This is a genomic window from Streptomyces sp. NPDC059832, assembly GCF_042731715.1.
Lineage (GTDB): Bacteria > Actinomycetota > Actinomycetes > Streptomycetales > Streptomycetaceae > Streptomyces.
The window spans coordinates 1-24,159 of record NZ_JBHWIY010000044.1 but is presented as its reverse complement, the minus strand read 5'-3'; the positions used below and the strand labels follow the sequence as shown (position 1 = coordinate 24,159).

The 24,159-nt window shown below is 68.6% G+C and carries 23 protein-coding genes and 2 tRNA genes; 19 read left to right on the top strand and 6 right to left on the bottom strand.

All coding sequences use genetic code 11. The features are described 5' to 3' along the window. Positions 1-84: 84 nt before the first annotated feature. The 7 genes from recF to ACFV8T_RS40375 all read left to right on the top strand — a co-directional run bounded on the left by recF (position 85) and on the right by ACFV8T_RS40375 (position 8,293). Complete coding sequence (gene recF, locus ACFV8T_RS40405) at positions 85-1,215, top strand: DNA replication/repair protein RecF (RefSeq protein ID WP_385337486.1); 1,131 nt, start codon at positions 85-87, stop codon at positions 1,213-1,215. Beyond that, positions 1,212-1,784 carry a DUF721 domain-containing protein gene (locus tag ACFV8T_RS40400; protein WP_385337483.1) on the top strand — a complete coding sequence of 191 codons (573 nt, stop codon included), beginning with the start codon at positions 1,212-1,214 and terminating at the stop codon, positions 1,782-1,784. Before recF ends, ACFV8T_RS40400 begins: the two co-directional genes overlap by 4 nt. 447 nt (positions 1,785-2,231) lie before the next feature. Then, complete coding sequence (gene gyrB, locus ACFV8T_RS40395; protein ID WP_385337480.1) at positions 2,232-4,337, top strand: DNA topoisomerase (ATP-hydrolyzing) subunit B; 2,106 nt, start codon at positions 2,232-2,234, stop codon at positions 4,335-4,337. Between the two features lie 46 nt (positions 4,338-4,383). Then, on the top strand, positions 4,384-7,005 hold the full coding sequence (gyrA, locus tag ACFV8T_RS40390; protein WP_266416845.1) for a DNA gyrase subunit A: 2,622 nt from the start codon (positions 4,384-4,386) through the stop codon (positions 7,003-7,005). A 93-nt stretch (positions 7,006-7,098) separates the two neighbouring features. Beyond that, on the top strand, positions 7,099-7,695 hold the full coding sequence (locus tag ACFV8T_RS40385; protein WP_385337477.1) for a DUF3566 domain-containing protein: 597 nt from the start codon (positions 7,099-7,101) through the stop codon (positions 7,693-7,695). A gap of 70 nt (positions 7,696-7,765) precedes the next feature. Beyond that, a tRNA-Ile gene (locus ACFV8T_RS40380) sits at positions 7,766-7,842 on the top strand. Positions 7,843-7,939: 97 nt separating this feature from the next. Beyond that, positions 7,940-8,293 carry a hypothetical protein gene (locus tag ACFV8T_RS40375; RefSeq protein WP_385337473.1) on the top strand — a complete coding sequence of 118 codons (354 nt, stop codon included), beginning with the start codon at positions 7,940-7,942 and terminating at the stop codon, positions 8,291-8,293. Between the two features lie 83 nt (positions 8,294-8,376). On the opposite strand, the gene ACFV8T_RS40370 is transcribed toward ACFV8T_RS40375, so the two are convergent. Then, complete coding sequence (locus ACFV8T_RS40370; protein ID WP_385337470.1) at positions 8,377-8,745, bottom strand: DUF6344 domain-containing protein; 369 nt, start codon at positions 8,743-8,745, stop codon at positions 8,377-8,379. A 308-nt stretch (positions 8,746-9,053) separates the two neighbouring features. Here ACFV8T_RS40370 and ACFV8T_RS40365 point away from each other — a divergent pair, with 308 nt between their 5' ends. The 3 genes from ACFV8T_RS40365 (at position 9,054) to ACFV8T_RS40355 (ending at position 12,612) form a co-directional block, all read left to right on the top strand. Then, complete coding sequence (locus ACFV8T_RS40365) at positions 9,054-9,188, top strand: DLW-39 family protein (protein ID WP_003958712.1); 135 nt, start codon at positions 9,054-9,056, stop codon at positions 9,186-9,188. Positions 9,189-9,421: 233 nt separating this feature from the next. Continuing rightward, positions 9,422-11,269, top strand: a complete 1,848-nt coding sequence (locus tag ACFV8T_RS40360; RefSeq protein ID WP_385337525.1) for a VWA domain-containing protein — start codon at positions 9,422-9,424, stop codon at positions 11,267-11,269. Next, complete coding sequence (locus tag ACFV8T_RS40355; RefSeq protein ID WP_385337467.1) at positions 11,269-12,612, top strand: hypothetical protein; 1,344 nt, start codon at positions 11,269-11,271, stop codon at positions 12,610-12,612. The genes ACFV8T_RS40360 and ACFV8T_RS40355 overlap by 1 nt, the downstream gene beginning before the upstream one ends. Before the next feature lie 48 nt (positions 12,613-12,660). On the opposite strand, the gene ACFV8T_RS40350 is transcribed toward ACFV8T_RS40355, so the two are convergent. Beyond that, positions 12,661-14,073, bottom strand: a complete 1,413-nt coding sequence (locus tag ACFV8T_RS40350) for a serine/threonine protein kinase (RefSeq protein WP_385337465.1) — start codon at positions 14,071-14,073, stop codon at positions 12,661-12,663. A gap of 99 nt (positions 14,074-14,172) precedes the next feature. Next, entirely contained in the window at positions 14,173-14,721 is a 549-nt protein-coding gene (locus tag ACFV8T_RS40345) for a DNA-binding protein (RefSeq protein WP_266416858.1), read from the bottom strand. 171 nt (positions 14,722-14,892) lie between these two features. Between ACFV8T_RS40345 and ACFV8T_RS40340 the strand changes: the two genes are divergently transcribed. Continuing rightward, positions 14,893-14,965 (top strand) — tRNA-Ala (locus ACFV8T_RS40340). Between the two features lie 204 nt (positions 14,966-15,169). Here ACFV8T_RS40340 and ACFV8T_RS40335 read toward each other — a convergent pair. After that, a complete protein-coding gene (locus ACFV8T_RS40335) occupies positions 15,170-15,904 on the bottom strand; it encodes a DUF5324 family protein (RefSeq protein WP_385337462.1) in 735 nt (244 codons plus the stop codon). A 486-nt stretch (positions 15,905-16,390) separates the two neighbouring features. Here ACFV8T_RS40335 and ACFV8T_RS40330 point away from each other — a divergent pair, with 486 nt between their 5' ends. Both ACFV8T_RS40330 and ACFV8T_RS40325 read left to right on the top strand, forming a co-directional pair. Further along, positions 16,391-16,918: a peptidylprolyl isomerase gene (locus tag ACFV8T_RS40330; protein ID WP_385337459.1), complete on the top strand. Its 528-nt coding sequence runs from the start codon at positions 16,391-16,393 to the stop codon at positions 16,916-16,918. 231 nt (positions 16,919-17,149) lie between these two features. Then, a complete protein-coding gene (locus tag ACFV8T_RS40325; RefSeq protein ID WP_385337522.1) occupies positions 17,150-18,052 on the top strand; it encodes a rhomboid family intramembrane serine protease in 903 nt (300 codons plus the stop codon). 338 nt (positions 18,053-18,390) lie between these two features. Here ACFV8T_RS40325 and crgA read toward each other — a convergent pair whose 3' ends face one another. Then, complete coding sequence (crgA, locus tag ACFV8T_RS40320) at positions 18,391-18,645, bottom strand: cell division protein CrgA (RefSeq protein WP_093548084.1); 255 nt, start codon at positions 18,643-18,645, stop codon at positions 18,391-18,393. Between the two features lie 141 nt (positions 18,646-18,786). Between crgA and ACFV8T_RS40315 the strand changes: the two genes are divergently transcribed. The 6 genes from ACFV8T_RS40315 to ACFV8T_RS40290 are packed head-to-tail and all read left to right on the top strand — an operon-like array spanning position 18,787 to position 23,345. After that, positions 18,787-19,554, top strand: coding sequence for a DUF881 domain-containing protein (locus ACFV8T_RS40315; RefSeq protein WP_385337456.1), 768 nt, complete (start codon positions 18,787-18,789; stop codon positions 19,552-19,554). A 26-nt stretch (positions 19,555-19,580) separates the two neighbouring features. Beyond that, positions 19,581-20,306: a class E sortase gene (locus tag ACFV8T_RS40310; protein WP_385337453.1), complete on the top strand. Its 726-nt coding sequence runs from the start codon at positions 19,581-19,583 to the stop codon at positions 20,304-20,306. A gap of 56 nt (positions 20,307-20,362) precedes the next feature. Then, positions 20,363-20,545 (top strand): hypothetical protein, encoded by a 183-nt coding sequence (locus tag ACFV8T_RS40305; RefSeq protein ID WP_072487564.1) that lies wholly within the window; start codon positions 20,363-20,365, stop codon positions 20,543-20,545. Beyond that, positions 20,542-21,180 carry an aminodeoxychorismate/anthranilate synthase component II gene (locus ACFV8T_RS40300; RefSeq protein ID WP_385337450.1) on the top strand — a complete coding sequence of 213 codons (639 nt, stop codon included), beginning with the start codon at positions 20,542-20,544 and terminating at the stop codon, positions 21,178-21,180. The genes ACFV8T_RS40305 and ACFV8T_RS40300 overlap by 4 nt, the downstream gene beginning before the upstream one ends. After that, positions 21,177-22,589: a class E sortase gene (locus ACFV8T_RS40295; protein WP_385337447.1), complete on the top strand. Its 1,413-nt coding sequence runs from the start codon at positions 21,177-21,179 to the stop codon at positions 22,587-22,589. Before ACFV8T_RS40300 ends, ACFV8T_RS40295 begins: the two co-directional genes overlap by 4 nt. 27 nt (positions 22,590-22,616) lie before the next feature. After that, positions 22,617-23,345: a class E sortase gene (locus tag ACFV8T_RS40290; RefSeq protein WP_385337444.1), complete on the top strand. Its 729-nt coding sequence runs from the start codon at positions 22,617-22,619 to the stop codon at positions 23,343-23,345. A gap of 76 nt (positions 23,346-23,421) precedes the next feature. Here ACFV8T_RS40290 and ACFV8T_RS40285 read toward each other — a convergent pair whose 3' ends face one another. Beyond that, complete coding sequence (locus ACFV8T_RS40285) at positions 23,422-23,613, bottom strand: hypothetical protein (protein WP_385337441.1); 192 nt, start codon at positions 23,611-23,613, stop codon at positions 23,422-23,424. Positions 23,614-24,159: the final 546 nt, after the last annotated feature.

Sequence of the window (24,159 nt, the reverse complement as noted above, 5' to 3'; positions counted from 1 at the left end):
CGCAACGGGAGGCGGGCCGGACCCATACGTCCGGTCCGCCCCACGAAGCACGGAGCAGGAAGCCGGGAAGGTCGGCGTACACCCATGCATGTCACGCATCTCTCGCTGGCCGACTTCCGCTCGTACGCCCGGGTCGAGGTACCTCTCGACCCGGGCGTCACCGCTTTCGTGGGGGCCAACGGCCAGGGCAAGACGAATCTGGTGGAGGCGGTCGGCTATCTCGCGACGCTCGGCAGCCACCGGGTCTCCTCCGATGCGCCGCTGGTTCGGATGGGCGCGGACCGGGCTGTCGTCCGTGCCGCCGTGACGCAGGGAGAGCGTTCGCAGCTGATCGAGCTGGAGCTCAATCCCGGCAAGGCCAACCGGGCCCGTATCAATAGATCGTCGCAGGTCAGGCCGCGTGACGTGCTGGGGATAGTACGTACGGTGCTGTTCGCGCCGGAGGATCTGGCGCTGGTCAAGGGCGATCCCGGGGAGCGTCGGCGCTTCCTCGACGAGTTGATCACGGCTCGTTCGCCGCGGATGGCGGGTGTGCGTTCGGACTACGAGCGGGTGCTGAAGCAGCGCAACACGCTGCTGAAGTCGGCGGCGATGGCGCGGCGGCACGGCGGCAGGTCGATGGATCTGTCCACGCTCGACGTGTGGGACCAGCATCTGGGCCGGGTGGGTGCGGAGCTGCTGGCGCAGCGGCTGGATCTGATCGCGACCTTGCAGCCGCTGGCGGACAAGGCGTACGGGGATGTCGCGCCGGGCGGTGGCCCGGTGGCGTTGGAGTACCGCAGCTCGGTCGGGGCGGGTGTGGAGTCCGCCCGTACCCGTGAGGAGCTGTACGAGCAGCTGATCGCCGCCCTGGTGGATGTCCGCAAGCAGGAGATCGAGCGGGGGGTGACTCTGGTCGGTCCGCACCGTGACGATCTGCTGCTGGGGCTGCGGGGGATGCCGGCCAAGGGGTACGCGAGCCATGGTGAGTCGTGGTCGTACGCGTTGGCGCTGCGGCTGGCTTCGTACGATCTGCTGCGCAGCGAGGGCAATGAGCCGGTGCTGGTGCTGGACGACGTCTTCGCGGAACTGGACGCGCGGCGCCGTGAGCGGCTGGCGGAGCTGGTGGCTCCGGGTGAGCAGGTGCTGGTGACGGCTGCGGTGGACGACGATGTTCCGGGTGTGCTGGCGGGGACGCGGTACGCGGTGTCCGCGGGTGAGGTGGAGCGGCTGTGAGCGGCCGTGGCGAGGGGCTCGGGGAGCCGTCGCGGGAGCGTTCCGGCGGGGGGAAGGCTCCAGAGCCCTCGGGCGTCGATCTGGCGCGGGTGGCGTTGCGCGCGGCCAAGGAGCAGGCGCGCGCGCGTGGTGCTGCCGCGCAGCAGAAGAAGCAGGCCAGGCGGGGTGGCGGGCTGCGTTCGGGCGCGCGGGCCGATGGGCGTGATCCGTTGCCGCTGGGCTCCGCGATCAACCGTCTGATCACCGAGCGCGGCTGGGAGACGCCCGCGGCGGTGGGCGGGGTGATGGGGCGCTGGCCGCAGATCGTCGGTGAAGATCTGGCCAATCATTGTGTGCCGCTGCGGTACGACGAGGATCCGGACGAGCGGGTGCTGACGGTGCAGTGCGACTCGACGGCGTGGGCGACGCAGCTGCGGTTGCTGGCGCCTCAGCTGGTGGCCCGGCTGAACGCGGATCTGGGGCAGGGCACGGTGCGGTTGATCAAGGTGCTGGGGCCCAGCGGTCCGCAGCGCAGGTTCGGTCCGCTGCGGGCGCCGGGGAGCACCGGTCCGGGCGATACCTACGGCTGACCTGGGCTTTTCTCTGTTTCGGAGCTGTTGCAGGGCCGTTGTCGCGCTGCTCTTCTGTCTCTTCCGGGCCCTGTGCGGGCCCCGTTCCCGGTTCGGATGCGGCTCTGCCGCGGTGTTGGGCTGTCCGTGCGGGGCACTGCCCGTCGGGTCCGTGTTGTACGGGTATGTGGTGGTTGAAACCATGCGGTGAGAATGGGGCGTCCCTCACGGTAGCGGGAGCTTGACAGGCCGAAGCGCTCAAGGCCCGCGTGAGCCTCCTGAGGGCCCTTCCTGAATATGGGGAGTCGTCAGCCGCTCATTCAGGGCGGCACATGCGTACTCAGGTACCGGCAAACCCCCATTCATGTCAGCGCTACCGGTAGACTGGTGAACAATCCCGCATCCTTGCGGGAGTCGTCGATACAAGCCGAACGACGCAGCCGCTCCCGTTTGCCCGGAGAACGGCCTGTGCTGTGCCAGAAAGGGCGCTTCGTGGCCGATTCCGGCAACCCCAACGAGAACATTCCGTCCACACCCGGTGAGAGCGCCGAGGCTGTCGCCGCGGGCGAGGCCGTGGGCACCGGCGAGGTCACCGCCTCGTACGACGCCAGCGCGATCACCGTCCTCGAGGGCTTGGACGCGGTCCGCAAGCGACCTGGCATGTACATCGGTTCGACCGGTGAGCGCGGCCTCCACCACCTCGTGCAAGAGGTCGTGGACAACTCGGTCGACGAGGCGATGGCCGGGCACGCGGACACGATCGACGTCACGGTCCTCGCCGACGGCGGGGTCCGCGTGATCGACAACGGCCGCGGTATCCCGGTCGACATCGTGCCGTCGGAGAAGAAGCCCGCGGTCGAGGTCGTGCTGACGGTGCTGCATGCCGGCGGTAAGTTCGGCGGTGGCGGTTATGCCGTCTCCGGCGGTCTGCACGGTGTCGGTGTCTCCGTGGTGAACGCGCTGTCGTCGCGGGTCGCGGTCGAGGTCAGGCGGGACGGTTACCGCTGGACGCAGGAGTACAAGCTCGGTGTCCCCACCGCCCCGCTGGCCCGTAACGAGGCCACCGACGAGTCGGGGACGTCCGTCACCTTCTGGGCCGACGGGGACATCTTCGAGACGACCGAGTACTCCTTCGAGACCCTGTCGCGCCGTTTCCAGGAGATGGCGTTCCTCAACAAGGGCCTGACGATCAAGCTCACCGACGAGCGCGAGTCGGCGAAGGCGACGCTGGGTGCGGAGGTCGCCGAGGTGGCCGAGGCCGCCGAGGCGGAGCAGGCCCGTACGGTCACGTACCACTACGAGGGCGGCATCGTCGACTTCGTGAAGTACCTCAACTCCCGCAAGGGCGATGTCATTCACCAGTCGGTGATCGACATCGAGGCCGAGGACAAGGAGCGTCTCCTCTCGGCCGAGATCGCGATGCAGTGGAACACGCAGTACAGCGAGGGGGTCTACTCCTTCGCGAACACGATCCACACGCATGAGGGCGGTACGCACGAGGAAGGCTTCCGCGCCGCGCTGACCACGCTGGTCAACAAGTACGCGCGCGAGAAGAAGCTGCTGCGCGAGAAGGACGACAACCTCACGGGTGACGACATCCGCGAGGGTCTGACGGCGATCATCTCGGTGAAGCTGGGCGAGCCGCAGTTCGAGGGCCAGACGAAGACCAAGCTGGGCAACACGGAGGCGAAGACCTTCGTCCAGAAGGTCGTCCACGAGCAGCTCACGGACTGGTTCGACCGCAATCCGAACGAGGCGGCCGACATCATCCGCAAGGGCATCGCGGCGGCCACGGCCCGTGTCGCGGCCCGCAAGGCGCGTGACCTGACCCGTCGTAAGGGGCTCCTGGAGAGCGCCTCGCTGCCGGGCAAGCTGTCCGACTGCCAGTCCAACGACCCGACGAAGTGCGAGATCTTCATCGTCGAGGGTGACTCCGCCGGTGGTTCGGCGAAGTCCGGCCGCAACCCGATGTACCAGGCGATCCTGCCGATCCGCGGCAAGATCCTGAACGTCGAGAAGGCCCGGGTCGACAAGATCCTGCAGAACACCGAGGTCCAGGCGCTGATCTCGGCCTTCGGTACCGGGGTCCACGAGGACTTCGACATCGAGAAGCTCCGCTATCACAAGATCATCCTGATGGCGGACGCCGATGTCGACGGTCAGCACATCAACACCCTGCTGCTGACGTTCCTCTTCCGCTTCATGCGTCCGCTGGTCGAGGCCGGGCACGTGTATCTCTCCCGCCCGCCGCTCTACAAGATCAAGTGGGGCCGGGACGACTTCGAGTACGCGTACTCGGACCGGGAGCGCGACGCCCTGGTCGAGCTGGGCAAGCAGAACGGCAAGCGGATCAAGGAAGACTCGATCCAGCGCTTCAAGGGTCTCGGCGAGATGAACGCCGAGGAGCTGCGCGTCACCACGATGGACGTCGACCACCGGGTCCTCGGCCAGGTCACTCTGGACGACGCGGCGCAGGCCGACGACCTCTTCTCGGTGCTGATGGGCGAGGACGTCGAGGCGCGGCGCTCGTTCATCCAGCGCAACGCCAAGGACGTCCGCTTCCTCGACATCTGAGTCGGCCGTACCAGCAAGCCGCCGCTCGAAAGGACTTTGACCAGCAATGGCCGACGAGAACACCCCTGTGACACCCGAAGAGGAGCCCGCCGCCGGTGTGGGCATGCGTGTCGAGCCCGTCGGGCTCGAGACGGAGATGCAGCGCTCCTACCTCGACTACGCGATGTCCGTCATCGTCTCGCGTGCGCTGCCGGACGTGCGGGACGGTCTCAAGCCCGTGCACCGCCGGGTGCTGTACGCGATGTACGACGGCGGTTACCGGCCCGAGAAGGGCTTCTACAAGTGCGCCCGTGTCGTCGGTGACGTCATGGGTACGTACCACCCGCACGGTGACTCGTCGATCTACGACGCACTGGTGCGTCTGGCGCAGCCGTGGTCGATGCGCATGCCGCTGGTGGACTCCAACGGCAACTTCGGTTCTCCGGGCAACGACCCGGCCGCCGCCATGCGGTACACCGAGTGCAAGATGATGCCGCTGTCCATGGAGATGGTCCGGGACATCGACGAGGAGACCGTCGACTTCCAGGACAACTACGACGGCCGCAACCAGGAGCCGACGGTTCTGCCGGCGCGGTTCCCGAACCTGCTGGTCAACGGTTCGGCGGGCATCGCGGTCGGTATGGCGACCAACATCCCGCCGCACAACCTGCGCGAGGTCGCGGCCGGTGCGCAGTGGTACCTGGAGCACCCGGAGGCCTCGCAGGAGGACCTCCTGGAAGCGCTGATCGAGCGGATCAAGGGCCCGGACTTCCCGACGGGCGCGCTCGTCGTGGGCCGCAAGGGCATCGAGGAGGCGTACCGCACCGGCCGTGGCTCGATCACGATGCGCGCGGTCGTCGCGGTCGAGGAGATCCAGAACCGGCAGTGCCTGGTCGTCACGGAGCTTCCGTACCAGACCAACCCCGACAACCTGGCGCAGAAGATCGCCGACCTGGTGAAGGACGGCAAGGTCGGCGGGATCGCGGACGTCCGTGACGAGACCTCGTCGCGTACGGGTCAGCGCCTGGTCGTCGTGCTGAAGCGGGACGCGGTCGCCAAGGTCGTTCTGAACAACCTGTACAAGCACACCGATCTGCAGACCAACTTCGGCGCCAACATGCTGGCGCTGGTCGACGGTGTGCCGCGCACCCTCTCGATCGACGCGTTCATCCGTCACTGGGTGACGCACCAGATCGAGGTCATCGTCCGGCGTACGAAGTTCCGTCTGCGCAAGGCGGAGGAGCGGGCGCACATCCTGCGTGGCCTGCTCAAGGCGCTGGACGCGATCGACGAGGTCATCGCGCTCATCCGGCGCAGCCAGACGGTCGAGGTGGCGCGCGAGGGCCTGATGGGCCTGCTGGAGATCGACGAGATCCAGGCGAACGCGATCCTGGAGATGCAGCTGCGCCGGCTGGCCGCGCTGGAGCACCAGAAGATCACGGCCGAGCACGACGAGCTCCAGGCGAAGATCAACGAGTACAACGCGATCCTGGTGTCGCCGGAGCGGCAGCGGAAGATCGTCAGCGAGGAGCTGGCGGCGATCGTCGACAAGTTCGGCGACGACCGGCGTTCCAAGCTGGTGCCCTTCGACGGTGACATGTCCATCGAGGACCTGATCGCCGAGGAGGACATCGTCGTCACGATCTCCCGCGGCGGCTATGTGAAGCGCACGAAGACGGACGACTACCGTTCGCAGAAGCGCGGCGGCAAGGGCGTGCGCGGTACGAAGCTCAAGGAAGACGACATCGTCGACCACTTCTTCGTGTCGACGACGCACCACTGGCTGCTGTTCTTCACGAACAAGGGCCGGGTGTACCGGGCGAAGGCGTACGAGCTCCCGGACGCCGGCCGTGACGCCCGCGGTCAGCATGTCGCCAATCTGCTGGCCTTCCAGCCGGACGAGCAGATCGCCCAGATCCTGGCGATCCGTGACTACGAGGCCGCGCCGTATCTGATCCTGGCCACGAAGGGCGGTCTGGTGAAGAAGACCGCGCTGAAGGACTACGACTCCCCGCGTTCAGGTGGTGTCATCGCCATCAACCTCCGGGAGACGGGGGACGGCTCGGACGACGAGCTGATCGGCGCGGAGCTGGTCTCGGCCGAGGACGACCTGCTGCTCATCAGCAAGAAGGCCCAGTCGATCAGGTTCACCGCGACGGACGATGCGCTGCGCCCGATGGGCCGTGCCACCTCTGGTGTCAAGGGCATGAGTTTCCGCGAGGGAGACGAACTGCTCTCGATGAATGTTGTCCGGCCGGGTACGTTCGTGTTCACTGCCACCGACGGTGGGTACGCGAAGCGGACTCCTGTCGACGAGTACCGGGTTCAGGGCCGTGGCGGTCTGGGCATCAAGGCTGCCAAGATCGTGGAGGACCGGGGCTCGCTGGTCGGTGCGCTGGTGGTCGAGGAGACGGATGAGATCCTCGCCATCACGCTCGGCGGTGGTGTGATTCGTACGCGAGTCAATGAAGTCAGGGAGACGGGCCGTGACACCATGGGCGTTCAACTGATCAATCTGGGCAAGCGCGATGCCGTCGTCGGTATTGCCCGTAACGCCGAAGCCGGTCGTGAGGCCGAAGAGGTCGAGGGGTCCGAGGACGCCGAGGCCGCGACGGCGGAGGGTGCCGAGAGCACGGTCGAGGGCAATGTCGAAGGCACCTCGCCTTCGGCCGGGGAGCACGAGGAGTAGAGCGTGAGTGGAGCCACGGGCGCCGGTTCGGCCGCTTCCGGAGCAGGAGCGAACGGTGCCCGTGGCCCTGCCACGGACTCCCAAGGGGGCACTGTGACGGACACCCGGGGGCCTCAGCCCCAGTACGAGGGCTATGCGACCGGGCCGTTGCCCGGTGAGCGCGAGCCCGCACCGGGGCAGGCGAGCGGGCCGTACCACCCGCCGCAGGCGTATCCCTCGCCCGCCGGCGGGACCCAGGGCGGCCGGCCGCACGGCACGCAGGGCGCCGGCGCCGCGCAGGCGGCCCGGCGGCCGAGGACAGGGGCGCGGACGACTCCGCGTACCCGCAAGGCGCGGCTGCGGGTGGCCAAGGCCGATCCGTGGTCGGTGATGAAGGTCAGCTTCCTGCTCTCCATCGCGCTCGGCATCTGCACGGTGGTGGCTTCCGCGGTGCTGTGGATGGTGATGGACGCGATGGGCGTCTTCGAGACCGTGGGCGGCACGATCAGTGAGGCCACCGGGTCGAACGACAGCAACGGCTTCGATCTCCAGTCGTTCCTGTCGCTGCCGAGGGTTCTCATCTTCACCTCGGTCATCGCGGTGATCGACGTGGTTCTGGCGACCGCGCTGGCGACGCTGGGCTCCTTCATCTACAACTTGTCGGCGGGTTTCGTGGGCGGTATCGAGCTCACGCTGGCCGAGGACGAGTAGGGCGCCGGGTATCGATTTTGGGACTGGCCCCGACGTGCGCTAATCTTCAGAAGTCAGCGCAGAGCGCGGCGGGGCTATAGCTCAGTTGGTTAGAGCGCATCCCTGATAAGGATGAGGCCACAGGTTCAAATCCTGTTAGCCCCACCAGTACGAAGGCCCCTCACCGGAAACGGTGGGGGGCCTTCGGCATGTACGGCTGATGTGTGCGGCTGATGTGTGCGGCCGGCGTCAGTAGGTTGGCCGCATGTCTTCCGTACTTGTTGTCGGTTACGACCCGCAGGCACTGCCCGGCGTCGACGCGGAGGTCGTTCGCGCGACCCTCGCCGAGGAGGTGAGGCGGTTCGGCGAGCTCGGTATCGAAGTGGCCATGACGCTGGTCGTCTTCGACGAGTCCGCCGAGCCCGCGATCGTCGCGTCGCTGGCCGAGCGTCCGTGGGACGTGGTCGTCGTCGGGGGCGGGATCCGCAAGACCGAGCAGTTGCTCCCGCTCTTCGAGCGGATCGTGAATCTGATCCGCCGCCATGCGCCGGGGGCCGCCATCGCGTTCAACACCAACGCGGGGGACAGCGTCGAGGCGGCGCAACGCTGGCTCCAGTAGGCGGGAGAGCCGCTGGAGGGCACGGAGAAGCCCCCGTCCGGTGTGAACCGGTCCGGGGGCTCAGTGCGTCAGTTGAGCGGCTCTCAGGGCGGAAGGAGGGACGCGTCCCCCGCCGGGGCCCCGTGGGGGCTGCGGACGGCGTTCCTGGTGTCGGTGGCCGTGTTGTCGACGGACAGCTGACGGGTCGCGGGTGAGGAGCCGTGTGCCTCGGCGCGGATGCGCTGCTTCATCGTGGGTGGCAGCGCCCTGTCACGCGGAAGGGTCCATCGCACCGACGGGGTGGTCGCGGTTGCCGCGGTCGCACCCATGTGCTTCTGGGTCGTGGTGGTCGGCTCCGCGGCGCTCTGCTCCGTGGCCGCCGCCGGGGTGCTCATGAGCCCCAGCGCGGCGAGCAGTGCGAAGAAGGCGGTGACGAAGGCGGTCCAGATGCTCTTGGGCTTGAAGGTGCTCATGGCCCCTCGCTTTCGGGTGGTCCGGTTTGCTTACCTTTCCGATGATGTGGATGTGGCTCGCGATTTCATGGACCGACGCCACCGATCCGCCGATCTTCGGATGAACACCACTCGTATGGTTCAACCGGTCCTGACGGGCTTGTTCCGGGCCGCGGGACGGGGCCGGATCCGCCGGGCGGAACGATCCTCGGACGATCGCTTTTCCCGGGGTGCCAGTTGGGTCGCAGGCAGGTCACCGGTTGATATCGGCCGGTGTGTATAGTCGGGCGGCAGAAGTCCCCTACGTCAAGGAAAGACGAGGTCGCGCGGTGAAGAAGCTTCTCCTGGTCGCACTGGCCGCCATCGGCGGGCTCCTCGTGTACCGCCAGATCCAGGCGGATCGCGCCGAGCAGGATCTGTGGACGGAGGCGACTGACTCCGTGCCCGCAGGTTCGGGTGTGTGAGACAGAACAGCCTGATTGCGAGCCCCGGTCGCTGAGCGGCCGGGGCTTCGTGCTGTTGCGGGACCGTGACGACCGTGCTCTTGAGTTCACCCGAGCAAATCAATACGTTGCTTGAGCAAAACAGCCGGGTTTTGGTCGAGGGGGCACGGGTGAAGGCACGGGACCACCATCGCCGTACCGCAGGCGCGGGGGCATGGACCGGCGGGGCGCTGCTCGCCCTGCTGGCGTGCGCGATGCCGGCCGTGGCGGCGCCCGCGGACACCGCGCCCGGAGCATCCGGAGCATCCGGAGCCGGCTCGAACGGCAGCCTGGTCATGGTCCTCGACTCGTCCGGCTCCATGGCGGACGACGACGGGACGGGGCACACCCGGATGGAGAGTGCCCGTACGGCCGTCGGGACCGTCGTCGACGGCCTTCCCGACGGGTATCCGACCGGACTGCGGGTGTACGGCGCCGACCGCACCCGGGGCTGCGCGGACACCAGGCTGGTGAGGCCGGTGCGCGGGCTCGACCGGGCGGCCGTGAAGCGCGCCGTGGCGGCCGTACGGCCCAGGGGCGACACTCTCATCGGCCTGTCGCTGCGGAAGGCCGCCGAGGACCTTCCGCGGCCGTCGGGCGGCGCCATCGGTACGCGCACGATCCTGCTGGTCTCCGACGGCGAGGACAACTGCGGTACGCCACGGCCCTGCGAGGTCGCCGAGCAGCTCGGCAAGGAGGAGATCGGGCTGCGGATCGACACCGTGGGCTTCCAGGTGAGGGGCGCGGCCCGCGAGCAGCTCGAATGCGTCGCGGCGGCGGGCAACGGCCGCTACTACGACGCACCGGACGCCGATTCGCTGGCCAGGCAGTTGCAGCGGGCGTCCCAACTCTCCGCGGACGGCTACCGGTTCCGGGGCGAGCGGATCGCGGGCACGGCGACGAGCGCGGGGGCGCCCGTGCTCGGAGCCGGGCAGTATCTCGACACCATCGGGCCGGGTGAGAAGCGGTACTACGCCGTCGACCTGGACGCCGCCTCGACGGCGGACTTCTCGGCCACGGCCGTGCCGCAGCCCGGGGCGGCCGTCGACACCTTCGACGCGCTGCGCACCGGCATCGCGTACGGCGCCGGCGGTTCCTGCGGGTCGGAGACCGCGCACTTCTCCCAGAAGGAGGGCGCGACCCCGCTGACCTCGGCGATCGCCCGTATCCCCACCGCGCGGGGCACCGGTCCCTGCGACCGGGCGGGCCGGTACTGGCTGGTGGTCGAGCGGGAGAGCAAGAAGGGCTCCGACGCGGCGCGTTGGCCGCTCGAACTCGTCCACGGGGTGGAGGCGCCGCTGCCGAAGGGCGTCACGCCCGCCCAGTCGCAGCCGGAGTACGGCGGGGGCGGCGAGGACGCCGTGCCACCCTCCGGCGACCCCCGCGACGTACGGGGCGGCACCGGCTTCAACGATGCCGGGAAGATCGCCCCGGGTGTGTGGCGCGACCGGATCCTTCCGTCGCAGACCCTCTGGTACAAGGTCCCGGCCGGCTGGGGCCAGCAGGTGCGCTACGACGTGGAGTTCGCGAACGAACCCACGGTGGAGCGCGGCGGATCCACGTACTCGTACGGAGCGACGCAGCTCTTCACACCCGCCCGGTTCCCGCTCACCGGAGGCGGCGAGTTCACCCCGACGACCCTGTACGGCGGCCGCCCTTCGGCGGTCCGGATGGGCGGTGTGCCGGTCGCCTGGACCAATCGCTACGAGAACGGCACCCATGTCCGGCCCGTGCACGCCGGGGGCGACTTCTACATCTCGGTGACGCTGGGGGCGCGGGCCGCGGACATCGCGGAGAACCCGCAGATCGGTGTGGTGCTGCGGGTGTCGGTCCTCGGCAACGAGCTGGCCGGCCCCGAGCACCATGCTCCCGCTGCCGCCAAGAACGCGGACAAGAAGGGCAATTCGAGCAGGGCCGAAGACAGCAGCGGTACGGGCGGGGCAGGATGGACCGGCATTGCGGCCGCTGCCGGGGCGGGCGCCGTGGTGGTGGTGATCGCGGGGCTCGTGTTCGTACGCGGGCGTCGCGGGCGGGCCGCACAGACGACGAGGGGAAGCGCGTGATGAGGCAGCGCAACAGGGGCCGGGTGGCGCTGGCCGCGGTCGCGGCGATGTGCGCGGCGGCGGCGCTGCCGGGGCAGGCGTTCGCGGCCGGGGAGCCCGCCGCGTACACCTTCGACCCCGGGGCGGAGAAGGTCGTCGGCACGGAGGTCAGCACCGAGGCGTCGGCGCTGACACCCGGATCGGTCTACAAGAGCTCGATCAAGCCCGGCGAGAAGCTCTACTACCGCCTCAACCTCGACGCGAGGACGAACGCGTACGTCTCGGCGGTGGCCGTGCCCAGGGGCGGCGGCCAGGTCGCCTACGGGGACGGCATTACGGTCAGCATCCGCGACAGCACGGACATGCAGTGCAGTTCGGATGACGCGCGGTTCGAGTCGGCGGAGTTCCCGCGTCCGATCGCCACGTACGCCTACCGGATCATGCAGAAGGACAGCAGCACCTGCCAGGAGGCCGGTACGTACAACGTCCTGATCGAGCGGGAGAGCAAGGAGACCTCGGCGCCCGACGAGTGGGACCTGGAGCTGCGCTACGAGTCGGAGCCGCAGCTGAAGTCGGCCGGTTCGATGCCGACCGAAGCGCCGGAGGACTGGCCGTCCGCCTCGCCCACGCCGCCCACGACCGCCCCGCAGAAGCGGTCGGGCGGCACCAGCTACTACGACGCGACCGGTCTGGAGACCGGTGAGTGGCAGGAAAAGGGCGGCATCAAGCCGGGGCAGACCCTCTTCTACCGGGTGCCGGTGGACTGGGGCCAGCAGATCTTCGCCACCGCGGACCTGAGCAACAACAACGCCTCGGACGAATTCATCGGCAACGCCCTCGCGATGTCCCTGGACAATCCGGCGCACGGCCACGTCGACTCCGCGACGCCGCTGTCGTACTCCGGCAAGCCCGCGTCCGTGTCGCTGGATCCGCTGCCCCCGGTGGCGTACGAGAACCGCTACGACTCCACGGGCAGCGTCAGCGCGATGCGGTTCGCCGGCTGGTACTACCTGTCGGTGACGCTCAGCCCGGCGATTGCGAAGTCGTACGGCGACAAGGCGATTCCGCTGACCCTCAAGGTCAAGGTCGAGGGGAAGGCGCGGAATTCGCCGTACACGGGGGACGCCGGGGACTTCTTGGTCACGCAGGACGACAAGGACATGGCGAAGAGCGGCCAGAGCGGCCCGCAGGCGGCCAGGAGCGACACGATGAAGACGGTCGGCGCGGCCGGGATCGGCGCGGGTTCGGTGCTGGTGCTCGGGCTCGGGGTGTGGACGCTGCTGGCCCGGCGCCGCGCGAGCACCGCCCCGGCCGGACCGTCCGGCGGCGAGCAGTCGTACGGAGGCCCGCCGCAGGCCCGGTAGCCGGGCCGGAACCCGAGCCCCGTGCAGCAGGGGCTCGGGCGACCGGGCTCAGCTCTGGGTCAGCGCCCAGATGCCCACCGCGAAACAGATCAGCGCCACCAGCAGCACCGGGACCGCCACCTTCGGGGACGGTCCCGGACGTCTCTGTGGGGCGCGCGCCGGAGCGACCGCCGGGCCGTGCGGGGGAACCTCCGCGCCGGGCGCGGGAGTCCGCGGCTGCCCGACGGTGTACGCGCGGGTGAGAGCCGGTTCGTGCTGCACGGCGGACGTGGGCGCCTGTGAGGGATCCGGCGCGGGACCGGGAGCGGGAGCGGCGTACGGGGTCGCCGCGTGCGCCGTGTGCGCCGGGAGTGGAGAGTGCGGCGTGACCGGCTGAGCCTGCTGGGGTGACGGCGCGGCCTGCTGCGGAGGCGGCGGGAGGTGGAAGCTGCCCGTCTCCGACATCGGCACCGGCGGCTGGGTGTACGGCTGCTGCACGGGCTGTCGGGCCGCTGGCTGGTCCGGCTGGACTGGCTGGCCCGGCTGTCCCGGCTGGGCGTCCTGGGCGTTCTGCGTGTTCTGCGCGTTCTGAACGGGGGCTGTGATCGGTCCCGAGGGGCCGAACCCGGGGGGCAGCGGCCCGATCTGGTCGAAGACCTCGACCGGCTCGTCCTCGGCTCCGGGCTCCGGCAGCATCTCGACCGCGGCCGTCAGCGCCTTGCGCGCACCCGTGGCCGTACGGAACCGGGCCTGCGGATCCGGTTGCAGCAACCCCGCGAGGACCTGCCACAACGGCTCGGGGATCCCCTCCGGTGCGGCGGGCGTGCCGTACGAGGCGAAGTGCTCGACGATCGCCTGCGCGTCGGGCTTCTTGCCCTGGAGCAGATACAGCGCGACGAGGCCGACCGCGAACAGGTCCGCGGGGAAATCGGGTTCCGCGCCCATCATTTGCTCGGGCGCGAAATAACCGGGTGTTCCCACCACGTAGTTGGTCTCGGTGAGGCGCGGCTCTCCCTTGCGCATGGAGATGCCGAAGTCGGACAGCCGCAGATGCGGTCGTCCGGTACCGGTCGCCTCCATCAGGATGTTGGCCGGCTTGATGTCCCGGTGCACCACACCCTCCGCATGCACCGTGGACAGCCCCGACAGCAACTGGTCGAGGAGCGTGCAGACGAAACGGGGCGGCAACGGTCCGTAGTCGCCGATGACATGCGCCAGCGAACCGCCGCTCACCAGATCCATGGTGAACAGGACCTTGTCGTCGTCCGCCGCCCAACTGGCGGGCGCGAGCACATGCGGATGCTCGATCCGCAGCGCCTGCTCGCGGACGAAGCGCAACAGCGTGTGCGCGTCGCTCTGCTGGAGGACCTTGGCCGCCACATAGCGGCGGCGCCGGTGGTCCCAGGCCCGCCAGACGGCGCCGACCCCACCACGTCCGATCGGATCGATCAGTTCGTACCGACCGGCGAAGACCTCACCCATTGTGCTGCGTCCGCTCCCAGTTCCTATTTCGGTCCACGGCGTTCCTGTTTCGGCCCACGGCCGGCTTCGGGGGTGGTGCCCGGCCCGATCCAGCGAAAGCTAGCCCTGGTGTCCCTCGTAGTGCGCCACCGCGTCCGCGGTGCGCCCTGCGCCGTACACCCGGAGGAACTCTGCCAGTTCCGGGTGGGTCGGGGCGAGGGAGTCGGCGGCATCGATGATGTCACCGGCGGCCGCGACCGACCGCAGCAGCGACTGGATCTCGCGGACCACGCGCCGGACGGTGGGGGCGCCGCCGGTGGTCGAGGTCTGGCCGGTGCCGGTGAGGACGGAGCCGCCCTGGGACTTCTTGATCTCTTCCATGCGGTCGGTGGCCTCGCCCGCGCTGACGCTGCCGTCCGCGACCTGTCCGGCCAGCTCCTGGAGCGCCTGGACGCGCTGGACGACCGCGGGGTTGCCGATCTTCGCCCGCTGCCCGCTCATCAGCTGGGAGAGCATGGGGGCGGACAGCCCGAGGACGGCGGCGAGCCGGGCCTGGTTCAGGCCGAGATCATCGATCAGCCGGCGGAAGAGCGCACCGAGAGGCTCCCCGTACCAACTGCGCTGAAGCTCTCTGGCCCTTGCCGTTGCCTCTTGCTGCGCTGCGTCCATGGCGTCTCCCCTTCGCTGCGGCTTCGCTGCTGCGAACCTCGTCGAGCATCTTACGGAGAGTGGTCGCCGACCGGGAGCCCCCATCTTTTTTGCAGGATTCCGGGGAGTACCCGGTACTCTGGTCTGCGGCGGTGGCCAGGACGCTGAAGCGTCTGGGGCTGTCCGTTTTTCGGGGCCTTAGCTCAGTTGGTAGAGCGCTGCCTTTGCAAGGCAGATGTCAGGAGTTCGAATCTCCTAGGCTCCACACATCAACCCCCTCTGACCGGCACGAACGCGGTCGGAGGGGGTTTTGCGTGCTGTCGTGCTGTCGTGCTGTCGAGGTGTGCGGCGTGAGGGCATGGCGGGGCAGCGAGGGAATGCGGCCGGGCGGCCGGGCGGTGGGGAAAACGGAACCCGCGCCGGGAGACCATGATGTCTTCCGGCGCGGGTTCGTCGTTCGGGGACCGGCTCAGCGGCGGTCGTCCGGTCCGGTGCCGTCCACACCCTCGGGGCCGTCCGATCCGTCGGCCTCCGAGTCGGCCTGCTTGGCCCGGACCTCGGGGTCCAGCGGAGCCGGGCCGCTGCCGTCGACCGAGGTCAGCGGCGCACGGTCGGAGACCTCCGTGGCAGCGGGCGGTTCGACCAGCCAGTCGGGGTTGGCCTGCTTGTCCCACCACCGCCAGGCGGCGTAGGCGCCGCCCGCCACGATGCCGACCACGACGAGCCCCTTGAACAGCCGCCCGGCCTTCGCCCGCCGCTCGTGCTTCCTGGCCAGCTGCCGGATCTCCGCCGCCGTGACCTGCCCGCGCAGTGCGGCCAGCGCGGCGGCGCTGCGGGCCGAGGCCTCCTCGGCCATGGGCTGGGCGACGGCCATCGCGTGCTCGACCCGCGGCACCGTGTAGTCCGCGGCGGTACGGGCCGCCCGGCGGGTGCGGTGCGCGGCGCGCCGGCCGACCTCGTCGACCTTGGGCGGCACATGGGTGAGGGCCAGTTCGATACGTGGTGCCAGATGCGCGTCGTACTGGACGCGGGCTTGCTGGGCCGCCTTGGACACCTTCGGCGCGAGCCGCGTGCGGGCCTCGTACGCAAGATGTGCGGCCTGGTCCTTGGCCGTGTCGGCGTAGGGCGCCACCACTTCCGCGGCGTGCTGCACGCTGTCCTTCGCCGAGTCGGTTGCGGCGCGCACGCTGTCGATGCGGGTCACGGGATCCTCCTCCTTGGTGGCGGGTAGACACTCCGCCTTTCCACCCATTTCGAGATCATGCCTGCCGGAGTCCCGTATGGCATGCGGGGCGGGCATCCGGGTCATTCATGTAATTCAGGTCATGAGTGATGCTTTCGGGCAATGCGGTGCAAGGGGAGCTTGCCGACGACAATGCCACGGTTCGCTCCAGCCCGCGCCGCTTCGTCACGCACTTGGCCGCATTTGTTCCTGCGGGGAGCGGCACGGGAAGCGGACCGGCGGGGATCCGGGCGGGCGCGGACTGCGACGGCGTGCGAGGCGCGGAACGGGGGCGCGGAATGGGGCAGGGAGGTGAGCGCCACGCCTTCGCCGGTGGCGGCCGGGCGCCGGAGCGCACGGTCCGTGCGAGGATCGGTGAGCGTCACTGAAGACTTGGTGAATGTCACTGAGACCTTGGTGGACGTCACTGAGGACTCAACATCACCGAAGACTTACGGAAGGCAGATCGTGGCCGAGGAGCTTTACGCCACCTTGAAGACCAACCAGGGCGACATCGAGATCCGGCTTCTGCCGAACCACGCGCCCAAGACGGTCAAGAACTTCGTCGAGCTCGCCAAGGGCGAGCGTGAGTGGACGCACCCCGAGACCGGTAAGAAGTCGACGGACAAGCTGTACGACGGCACCGTCTTCCACCGGGTCATCAGCGGCTTCATGATCCAGGGCGGCGACCCGCTCGGCAACGGCACCGGTGGCCCGGGGTATGAGTTCGCGGACGAGTTCCACCCCGACCTCGCCTTCACCAAGCCGTACCTGCTGGCCATGGCCAACGCCGGTCCGGGCACCAATGGCTCGCAGTTCTTCGTGACCGTTTCGCCGACCGCCTGGCTGACCGGCAAGCACACCATCTTCGGCGAGGTCACCGACTCCGCCAGCAAGAAGGTCGTGGACGCCATCGCCGCCACCCAGACCAACGCCCGCACGGACCGCCCGGTGCAGGACGTCGTGATCGAGTCGGTCGTCATCGAGACCCGTTGAGTCATCGGGACCCGCTGATCACCTGAGGACCCATTGATCGGTTGAGGACCAGCTGATCAGCTGAGGGCTCGTTGATCACCTGTGGTCATCGACTGATCACACACTGATTGCCCGTTCGGGAACCAACCGCCCTGCCCGTCCGTACTGATACATAGCGGACGAGCAGGGCGGCGTTGTGCGTGCCGTGCCCGCCATGACGAGGACCGAAGGGACCGGGAAGTGATGGGACCGATGGACCAGCAGCCGCCGGGAGGCACGGACCAGTCCGCCGCCGCGGGCGGCTCGCTCAGCTGCTACCGCCACCCCGGTCGCGAAGCGAACATCCGCTGCACCCGCTGCGAGCGCCCGATCTGCCCCGAGTGCATGATCTCCGCCTCGGTGGGCTTCCAGTGCCCGGACTGCGTCCGCCGGGGATCGGGTACGGGACACGGACCGGCCGCCAATCAGCCGCGCACTGTCGCGGGCGGCAGCGTCACCGCCGATCCCCGCCTCGTCACCAAGGTCCTTCTCGGTATCAATGTCGCCGTGTACATCGCAGTGCTGGCGAGGGGCACCGCGCTGGTCGACGAGCTGATGCTGATCGGCCGCGCCACGATCCACTACGGCGGTCCGCTCGAAGGCGTCGCGGAGGGCCAGTGGTACCGGCTGGTGACGTCGATGTTCCTGCACCAGGAGGTGTGGCACATCGCGTTCAACATGCTGGGGCTGTGGTGGCTGGGCGGGCCGCTGGAATCGGCGCTCGGCCGTGCCCGCTACCTCACGCTCTACATGATCTCCGGCCTGGCCGGCAGTGCCCTCACCTACTGGCTCTCCGTGCCCGTGCAGGGTTCGCTCGGAGCCTCCGGGGCGATCTTCGGGCTGCTGGGCGCCACCGCCGTGCTCCTGCGCCGGCTCAACTACGACATGCGTCCGGTTCTCGCGCTCCTCGCGGTGAACCTGGTCATCACCTTCAACCCCTGGGGCGGAATCGCCTGGCAGGCACATGTCGGCGGCCTGATCGCGGGCACGCTGATCGCGATCGGCATGGTCCACGCACCTCGCGAGCGGCGCGCGCTGGTGCAGTACGGCACGTGTGCCCTGGTCCTGGCGGCCGTGATTTTCGTCGTCGTCGCCAGAACTGCCGCGCTGACCTGAGCGGACGTGGCACCCGGGTCGGTTGTCCACGGTTGTCCACAGTCGTAGTTGTCCACAGCGGGTGCCGGATCTTGTGCATTCTGTGGGAACAACTGTGCCCCTTGTCGCTGAGCTGGGTTTTTCCAGTCAGGACAAGGGGCGTGCCATCCCCCGATAGGGGAGACTGCAGTCACATCGGCGTCAACCGCCAGGGAGTTATCCACAGATCGTCTGACCTTTTCCCCCGCCTGTGGATAACGCTGTGGGTAACTTGGGGCAAGGCTTGCGGGACGGGGCCCCGCTGTGCCACCAGGAGCGCCGCGGTTCTGCTCCGCCGCGGTGCTACTGCTGCTGCGGTGCTACTTCCACTGCGTGGAGACACCGAAGCCGCCGGCGATGAAGCCGAAGCCGACGACGATGTTCCAGTTCCCCAGGTCCTTGATGGGCAGATCGCCGTCGGTCACATAGAAAACGACGATCCAGGCCAGACCGATCAGGAAGAGCGCCAGCATCACCGGCGCCACCCAGCTGCGGCTGGTCAGCTTTATGTTGGTTGCCTGCTTCGCCGGAGGAGGCGTGAAGTCGGCCTTCTTGCGGATACGTGACTTCGGCACGAGGAACTCTCCTGTCGATGCGCTGCGTGACCGCGCAGGGAACTGTGGCTGGCGCCGGGGCGGGGCTCGAGGGGGAATACTGCCTCCCCCGGGCGTCCGTTAGCGTAGTGCTTCCCTGGCGCCGAAGGAGATAAGGGTACGTTGAGCAATTCTGCCGACTCCCCCCAAGGCCCGGTCCGGCGCACCTTCCGGCACCCGGCCCGCGTGCTCACCGCTGCCGTCTTCGCCCTCGCCGGACTGATCTTCGTCACCAGCGCCAACACGGCCAAGGGCACCAATATCCGCACCGACTCCTCGCTGCTGAAGCTCTCCGACCTCATTCAGCAGCGCAGCAACAAGAACGCCCAGCTGGACGAGACCAACGCGGCCGTGCGCGAGGACATCGACGCCCTCGTCCGCCGCGACGACGGCAGCACCAAGGCGGAGGACACCCGGCTCAAGGAGCTGGAGCGGGCCGGCGGCACGACGAAGCTCACCGGCCGGTCGGTGAGCGTCACTCTCAATGACGCCCCGCCCAATGCCACCGCCAACCCCGGCTACCCCGACCCGCAACCCAATGACCTGGTCATTCACCAGCAGGACCTGCAGGCGGTCGTCAATGCCCTCTGGCAGGGCGGGGCCCGGGGCATCCAGGTCATGGACCAGCGGCTGATCTCCACCAGCGCGGTGCGCTGCGTCGGCAACACCCTGATTCTCCAGGGCCGGGTCTACTCCCCGCCCTACAAGATCACCGCGGTCGGCGACCCGGGCAAGCTCAAGCAGGCGCTCAACAATTCCCCGGCGATCAGCAACTACCTGCTGTACGTGAAGGCGTACGGGCTCGGCTGGAAAGTCGACGAGCACGAGGCGGTGACTCTTCCCGGCTACTCGGGCACAGTGGACCTCCACTATGCGGAGCCCGTGAAGTAGCGAGCGGCTGTGGGGAGGCCGGCCAGGTGTCGGTGCGACTGATCGTCAGGACGTTCAGCGAACTCTGCATCACCATCGGCGCCCTGATCGTGCTCTTTGTGGTGTACGTGCTGTTCTGGACCGGAGTGAAGGCGGCCGACGCGGCCGAGGGGCAGATCGACTCCCTGCGCAGCCGGTGGGCACAGGGGACGGTGTCCGCACCCGCGCCGCAGGCCTCCCCGACGTCGAAGGCATCGAAGTCCTCGAAGGCACCGAAGGAGCCTCCCGCCCCCGCCGCGTACCAGGACGGCAAGCCGTTCGCGATGCTGTACATACCCCGCTTCGGCAAGGGCTGGGAGTGGCCCGTCCTGGAGAACACCGAGGTAAGGACCTTGCAGAAGGGCCTCGGCCACTACGCGGGGACCGCCCGCCTCGGTGCGAGCGGCAATTTCGCGGTGGCCGGACACCGCCGTACCTACGGGGATCCGTTCAAGGACTTCCCGAAGCTGCGCCCGGGAGACGCGGTGGTGCTGACGGACGGGACGACGTGGTTCACGTACCGCATCGACAAGAAGCCCTACCGGACGGTCCCGAGCGACATCGGGGTCATCGACCCCGTCCCCCGGAAGTCAGGCTTCGACGGGCCGGGCCGCTATCTGACGCTGACCACCTGCGACCCCGAATGGGGCAGCAGCCACCGGCTGATCGCCTGGGCGCACCTCGATGCCACCCAGCCTGTGACCGAAGGCAAGCCGGCAGCTTTCCACAGCTGACCCACGCTTCTGCCCCGGCCCTTTAGTCTGGTCCCGTACCGAATGGAGGGGACAGCATGTACGGCTGGATCTGGCGGCATCTGCCGGGCAACGCATGGGTGCGTGCGCTCATCTCGCTCGTGTTGGTGCTGGCTGTCGTCTACGCGCTCTTCCAGTACGTCTTCCCCTGGGCGGAACCGCTGCTTCCGTTCGGTGATGTGACGGTCGACGGCTCGACCGGGACGGAGGCCGGCCAGTGAGTGCCCGCATCCTTGTCGTGGACAACTACGACAGCTTTGTCTTCAACCTCGTCCAGTACCTCTACCAGCTCGGCGCCGAATGCGAAGTGCTGCGCAACGACGAGGTGACCACGGCACACGCCCAGGACGGCTTCGACGGCGTTCTGCTGTCGCCCGGTCCCGGCACTCCGGAGCAGGCGGGCGTCTGCGTCGAGATGGTGCGCCACTGCGCGGCGACGGGCGTGCCGGTCTTCGGAGTCTGCCTGGGCATGCAGTCGATGGCGGTGGCGTACGGCGGTGTGGTGGACCGTGCCCCGGAGCTGCTGCACGGCAAGACCTCGCCGGTGACCCATGAGGGAGCGGGGGTCTTCGCCGGCCTGCCGTCCCCCTTCACCGCGACCCGTTACCACTCGCTCGCCGCCGAACCGGACACCGTCCCGGCGGAGCTGGAGGTGACGGCGCGGACCGCCGACGGCATCATCATGGGGCTGCGCCACCGTGAACTGCTGGTGGAGGGCGTGCAGTTCCATCCGGAGTCGGTGCTGACCGAGTACGGGCATCTGATGCTGGCCAACTGGCTGGCGCAGTGCGGTGACACCGGAGCCGTCGCAAGGTCGGCGGGGCTCGCGCCGGTGGTGGGCAAGGCCGTCGCGTGACCGCACTCCGCCCCGAACCCGACGCCGGAGAGGACGGCCCGTACGAGCAAGGAGCGTACGAGGCCGCAGGCGCGTTCGAGGCGGCGGTCGACCGGCTGGCGGACCCGTTGAACGATCCGCTGCCGGGGCGGCACGCCTCGCCGTGGTTCAGGGCGGGGAACCCGGCTGAGGCGGCGGAGGCGGCCGAGCCACCGGGAGCGGGACAAGGACAGCACCGGGCCCCGGACCCGCAGGCACGGGCAGCGTCTCGGGCCCAGGAGCAGGCGCAGGCGCCACATGGGGTGCAGAGCCCCGGGGGAGCTCCGCGGGAGTGGTACGACCCCAAGGGGTTCGAACGGGACTGGTACGGGCAGCAGGCGCCCGCGCAGGCGCCTGCGCAGGTGCCCGTTCCGGAGCCCCGGGCGCAGCCCGCGCCTCTTCCCTTCCCGCTCGGCGACGAGACGGTCAATCTGCCCCGGCTCCGGGGTGACACCCCGCCGGAGCCGGGTTCAGATCCGAACTCGAATCCGATTCCGATTCCGGCGAGCGACGTGGAGAGCTTCGCCGAACCCGGAACGGACCCCGAAGACACCGACCCGGAACCGCGCACCGGAGGCCGTGCCGAACGGCGTCGCGCCGCCAAGGGGCGGGGACGCCGCCGAGCCGACCAGCGGCCGGACACCGCGGCGACGGCCGCCGCACAGGCCGACAAGCCGATGTCACGTGTCGAGGCACGGCGTGCGGCGCGCGCGGCGAAGGACAGCCCGGCCGTGGTGGCCAGCCGGGTCACCGGGGAGCTGTTCATCACGCTCGGCGTGTTGATGCTGCTGTTCGTCACCTATCAGCTCTGGTGGACGAATGTGCGCGCCGACCAGTACGCCGGCAAGGAGACGCACAAGATCCAGGACGACTGGGCGAAGGGCGACCGCAATCCCGGTGTGTTCGAAGCGGGGCAGGGATTCGCCATCATCCACATCCCCAAGCTGGACGTGGTCGCTCCGATCGCCGAGGGCATCAGCAAGGAGAAGGTCCTCGACCGGGGCATGGTGGGTCATTACGGCGAAGGCGCGCTCCGTACCGCGATGCCGTCGGCCAAGCAGGGAAATTTCGCCCTGGCCGGTCACCGCAATACGCACGGCGAGCCGTTCCGCTACATCAACCGGCTGAGCCCCGGCGACCTGATCGTGGTCGAGACACAGGACGCGTACTACACGTACAGGACGACGAGGACGCTGCCGCAGACATCGCCGTCCAATGTCTCGGTGATCGATCCGGTTCCGCGCGGATCCGGGTTCACCGGGCCGGGCCGGTACATCACTCTGACGACCTGTACGCCGGAATTCACGAGTACGTACCGTTTGATCGTCTGGGGCAAGATGGTCGACGAACGACCGCGCAGCAAGGGGAAGCCCGACGCGCTCGTGGGCTGAATCATCATCACGACAGGGACGGGTGCGGTGACAGCTAGGACCGAGCACGAAGAGCGGGTCGGCGAATCCGCGCCTCCGCCCCGGCGCAGGGGCCGCCATCCCGTCGCGACCGTGATCAGTGTCTTCGGCGAACTGCTGATCACCGCGGGCCTGGTGCTGGGGCTCTTCGTCGTCTACTCCCTCTGGTGGACGAATGTGCTCGCCGATCGTGAGGCCACCAAACAGGGCCACACCGTCCGCGACCGCTGGGCGGACGGGCCGGGCGCGCTGGACACGAAGGACGGCATCGGCTTCCTGCACGTCCCGTCGATGAAGAACGGCGAGGTGCTGGTCAAGAAGGGCACCGACACCGAGAACCTCAACGACGGCATCGCGGGCTACTACACGGACCCGGTGAAGTCGGCGCTTCCGTGGGACAAGAAGGGCAACTTCACCCTGGCCGCCCACCGTGACGGGCACGGTGCCAAGTTCCACAACATCGACAAGGTGAGGACCGGGGACGCGGTCGTCTTCGAGACCAAGGACACCTGGTACGTCTACAAGGTCTTCAAGGAGCTTCCCGAGACGTCGAAGTACAACGTCGACGTTCTGCAGCCCGTGCCGAAGGAATCGGGCGCCGAGAAGCCCGGCCGCTACATCACGCTGACGACCTGCACGCCGGTCTACACGTCGAAGTACCGCTACATCGTGTGGGGCGAGCTGGTGCGTACGGAGAAGGTGGACAAGGACCGTACGAAGCCGGCGGAGCTGCGCTAGCCGATACGATGAGCCGGGCCCGAAGTCGCAACCAATCCTTGCGACTTCGGGCCTCTGTCGCTCCGGCCGGCTGCTCCTACTTGAGCACCTGCAGCTTCGCGCCCGCGCTCCAGGCCTCCAGGAGGCCGCGGTGCACGGCGGTGACGCCGGCCTGCATCGCGATATCGGGTGTCTCGCGGGAGAACGGGCAGGTCGCCACGTACACAGCAACGTCCGCCCGGTTCAGAGTCTTGGTGCCGACGAACTTCTGCATCTCACCACTCCACACAGAGCGGTACGGGGCGAAGTTCTTGCACTGGACGACCAGTCGGCGTCCGTCGGCGGTGTAGCTCCCGGCGGAGCAGTTCGGCGATGTGTTGCTCGAACTCCCGCCAGTTCATGGCGTCCATGGCGGCCATGACTCCGACGAGCGGGCGCCGTTCCTGTGCCGCTGGAGGCGCCGCAGCTGGATGTCGTGCCGGGACGAGCCGAGCGACCTCGTTGATCACGTTTTTGGCCCTTCGCGTAGCAGGATGTACGGCCGGAGCCCGATGCCCCGCCCCGCCCTGCCTGATCAACGAATCACCACATATGAAGACGCGATCGGTTTACAACCACATGTGCGGTATGCAACGGATCCGTGGTGGCGAGCACAGCAAAGGGCCCCGGTCGCCGTGCTTAGGTTCTAGGAGTCGTCGCAACACCCCAGCTCAAGGGGTGCGATGGAGTTCGAGATCCGTAAGGTGCGGACGGTGGCCCAAGGCCGCAAGAAGCTGGTCCGTGAGCGGGAGGAATACTTCCGGCTCATGGACCAGGGCCTGACCAGCTACGAAGC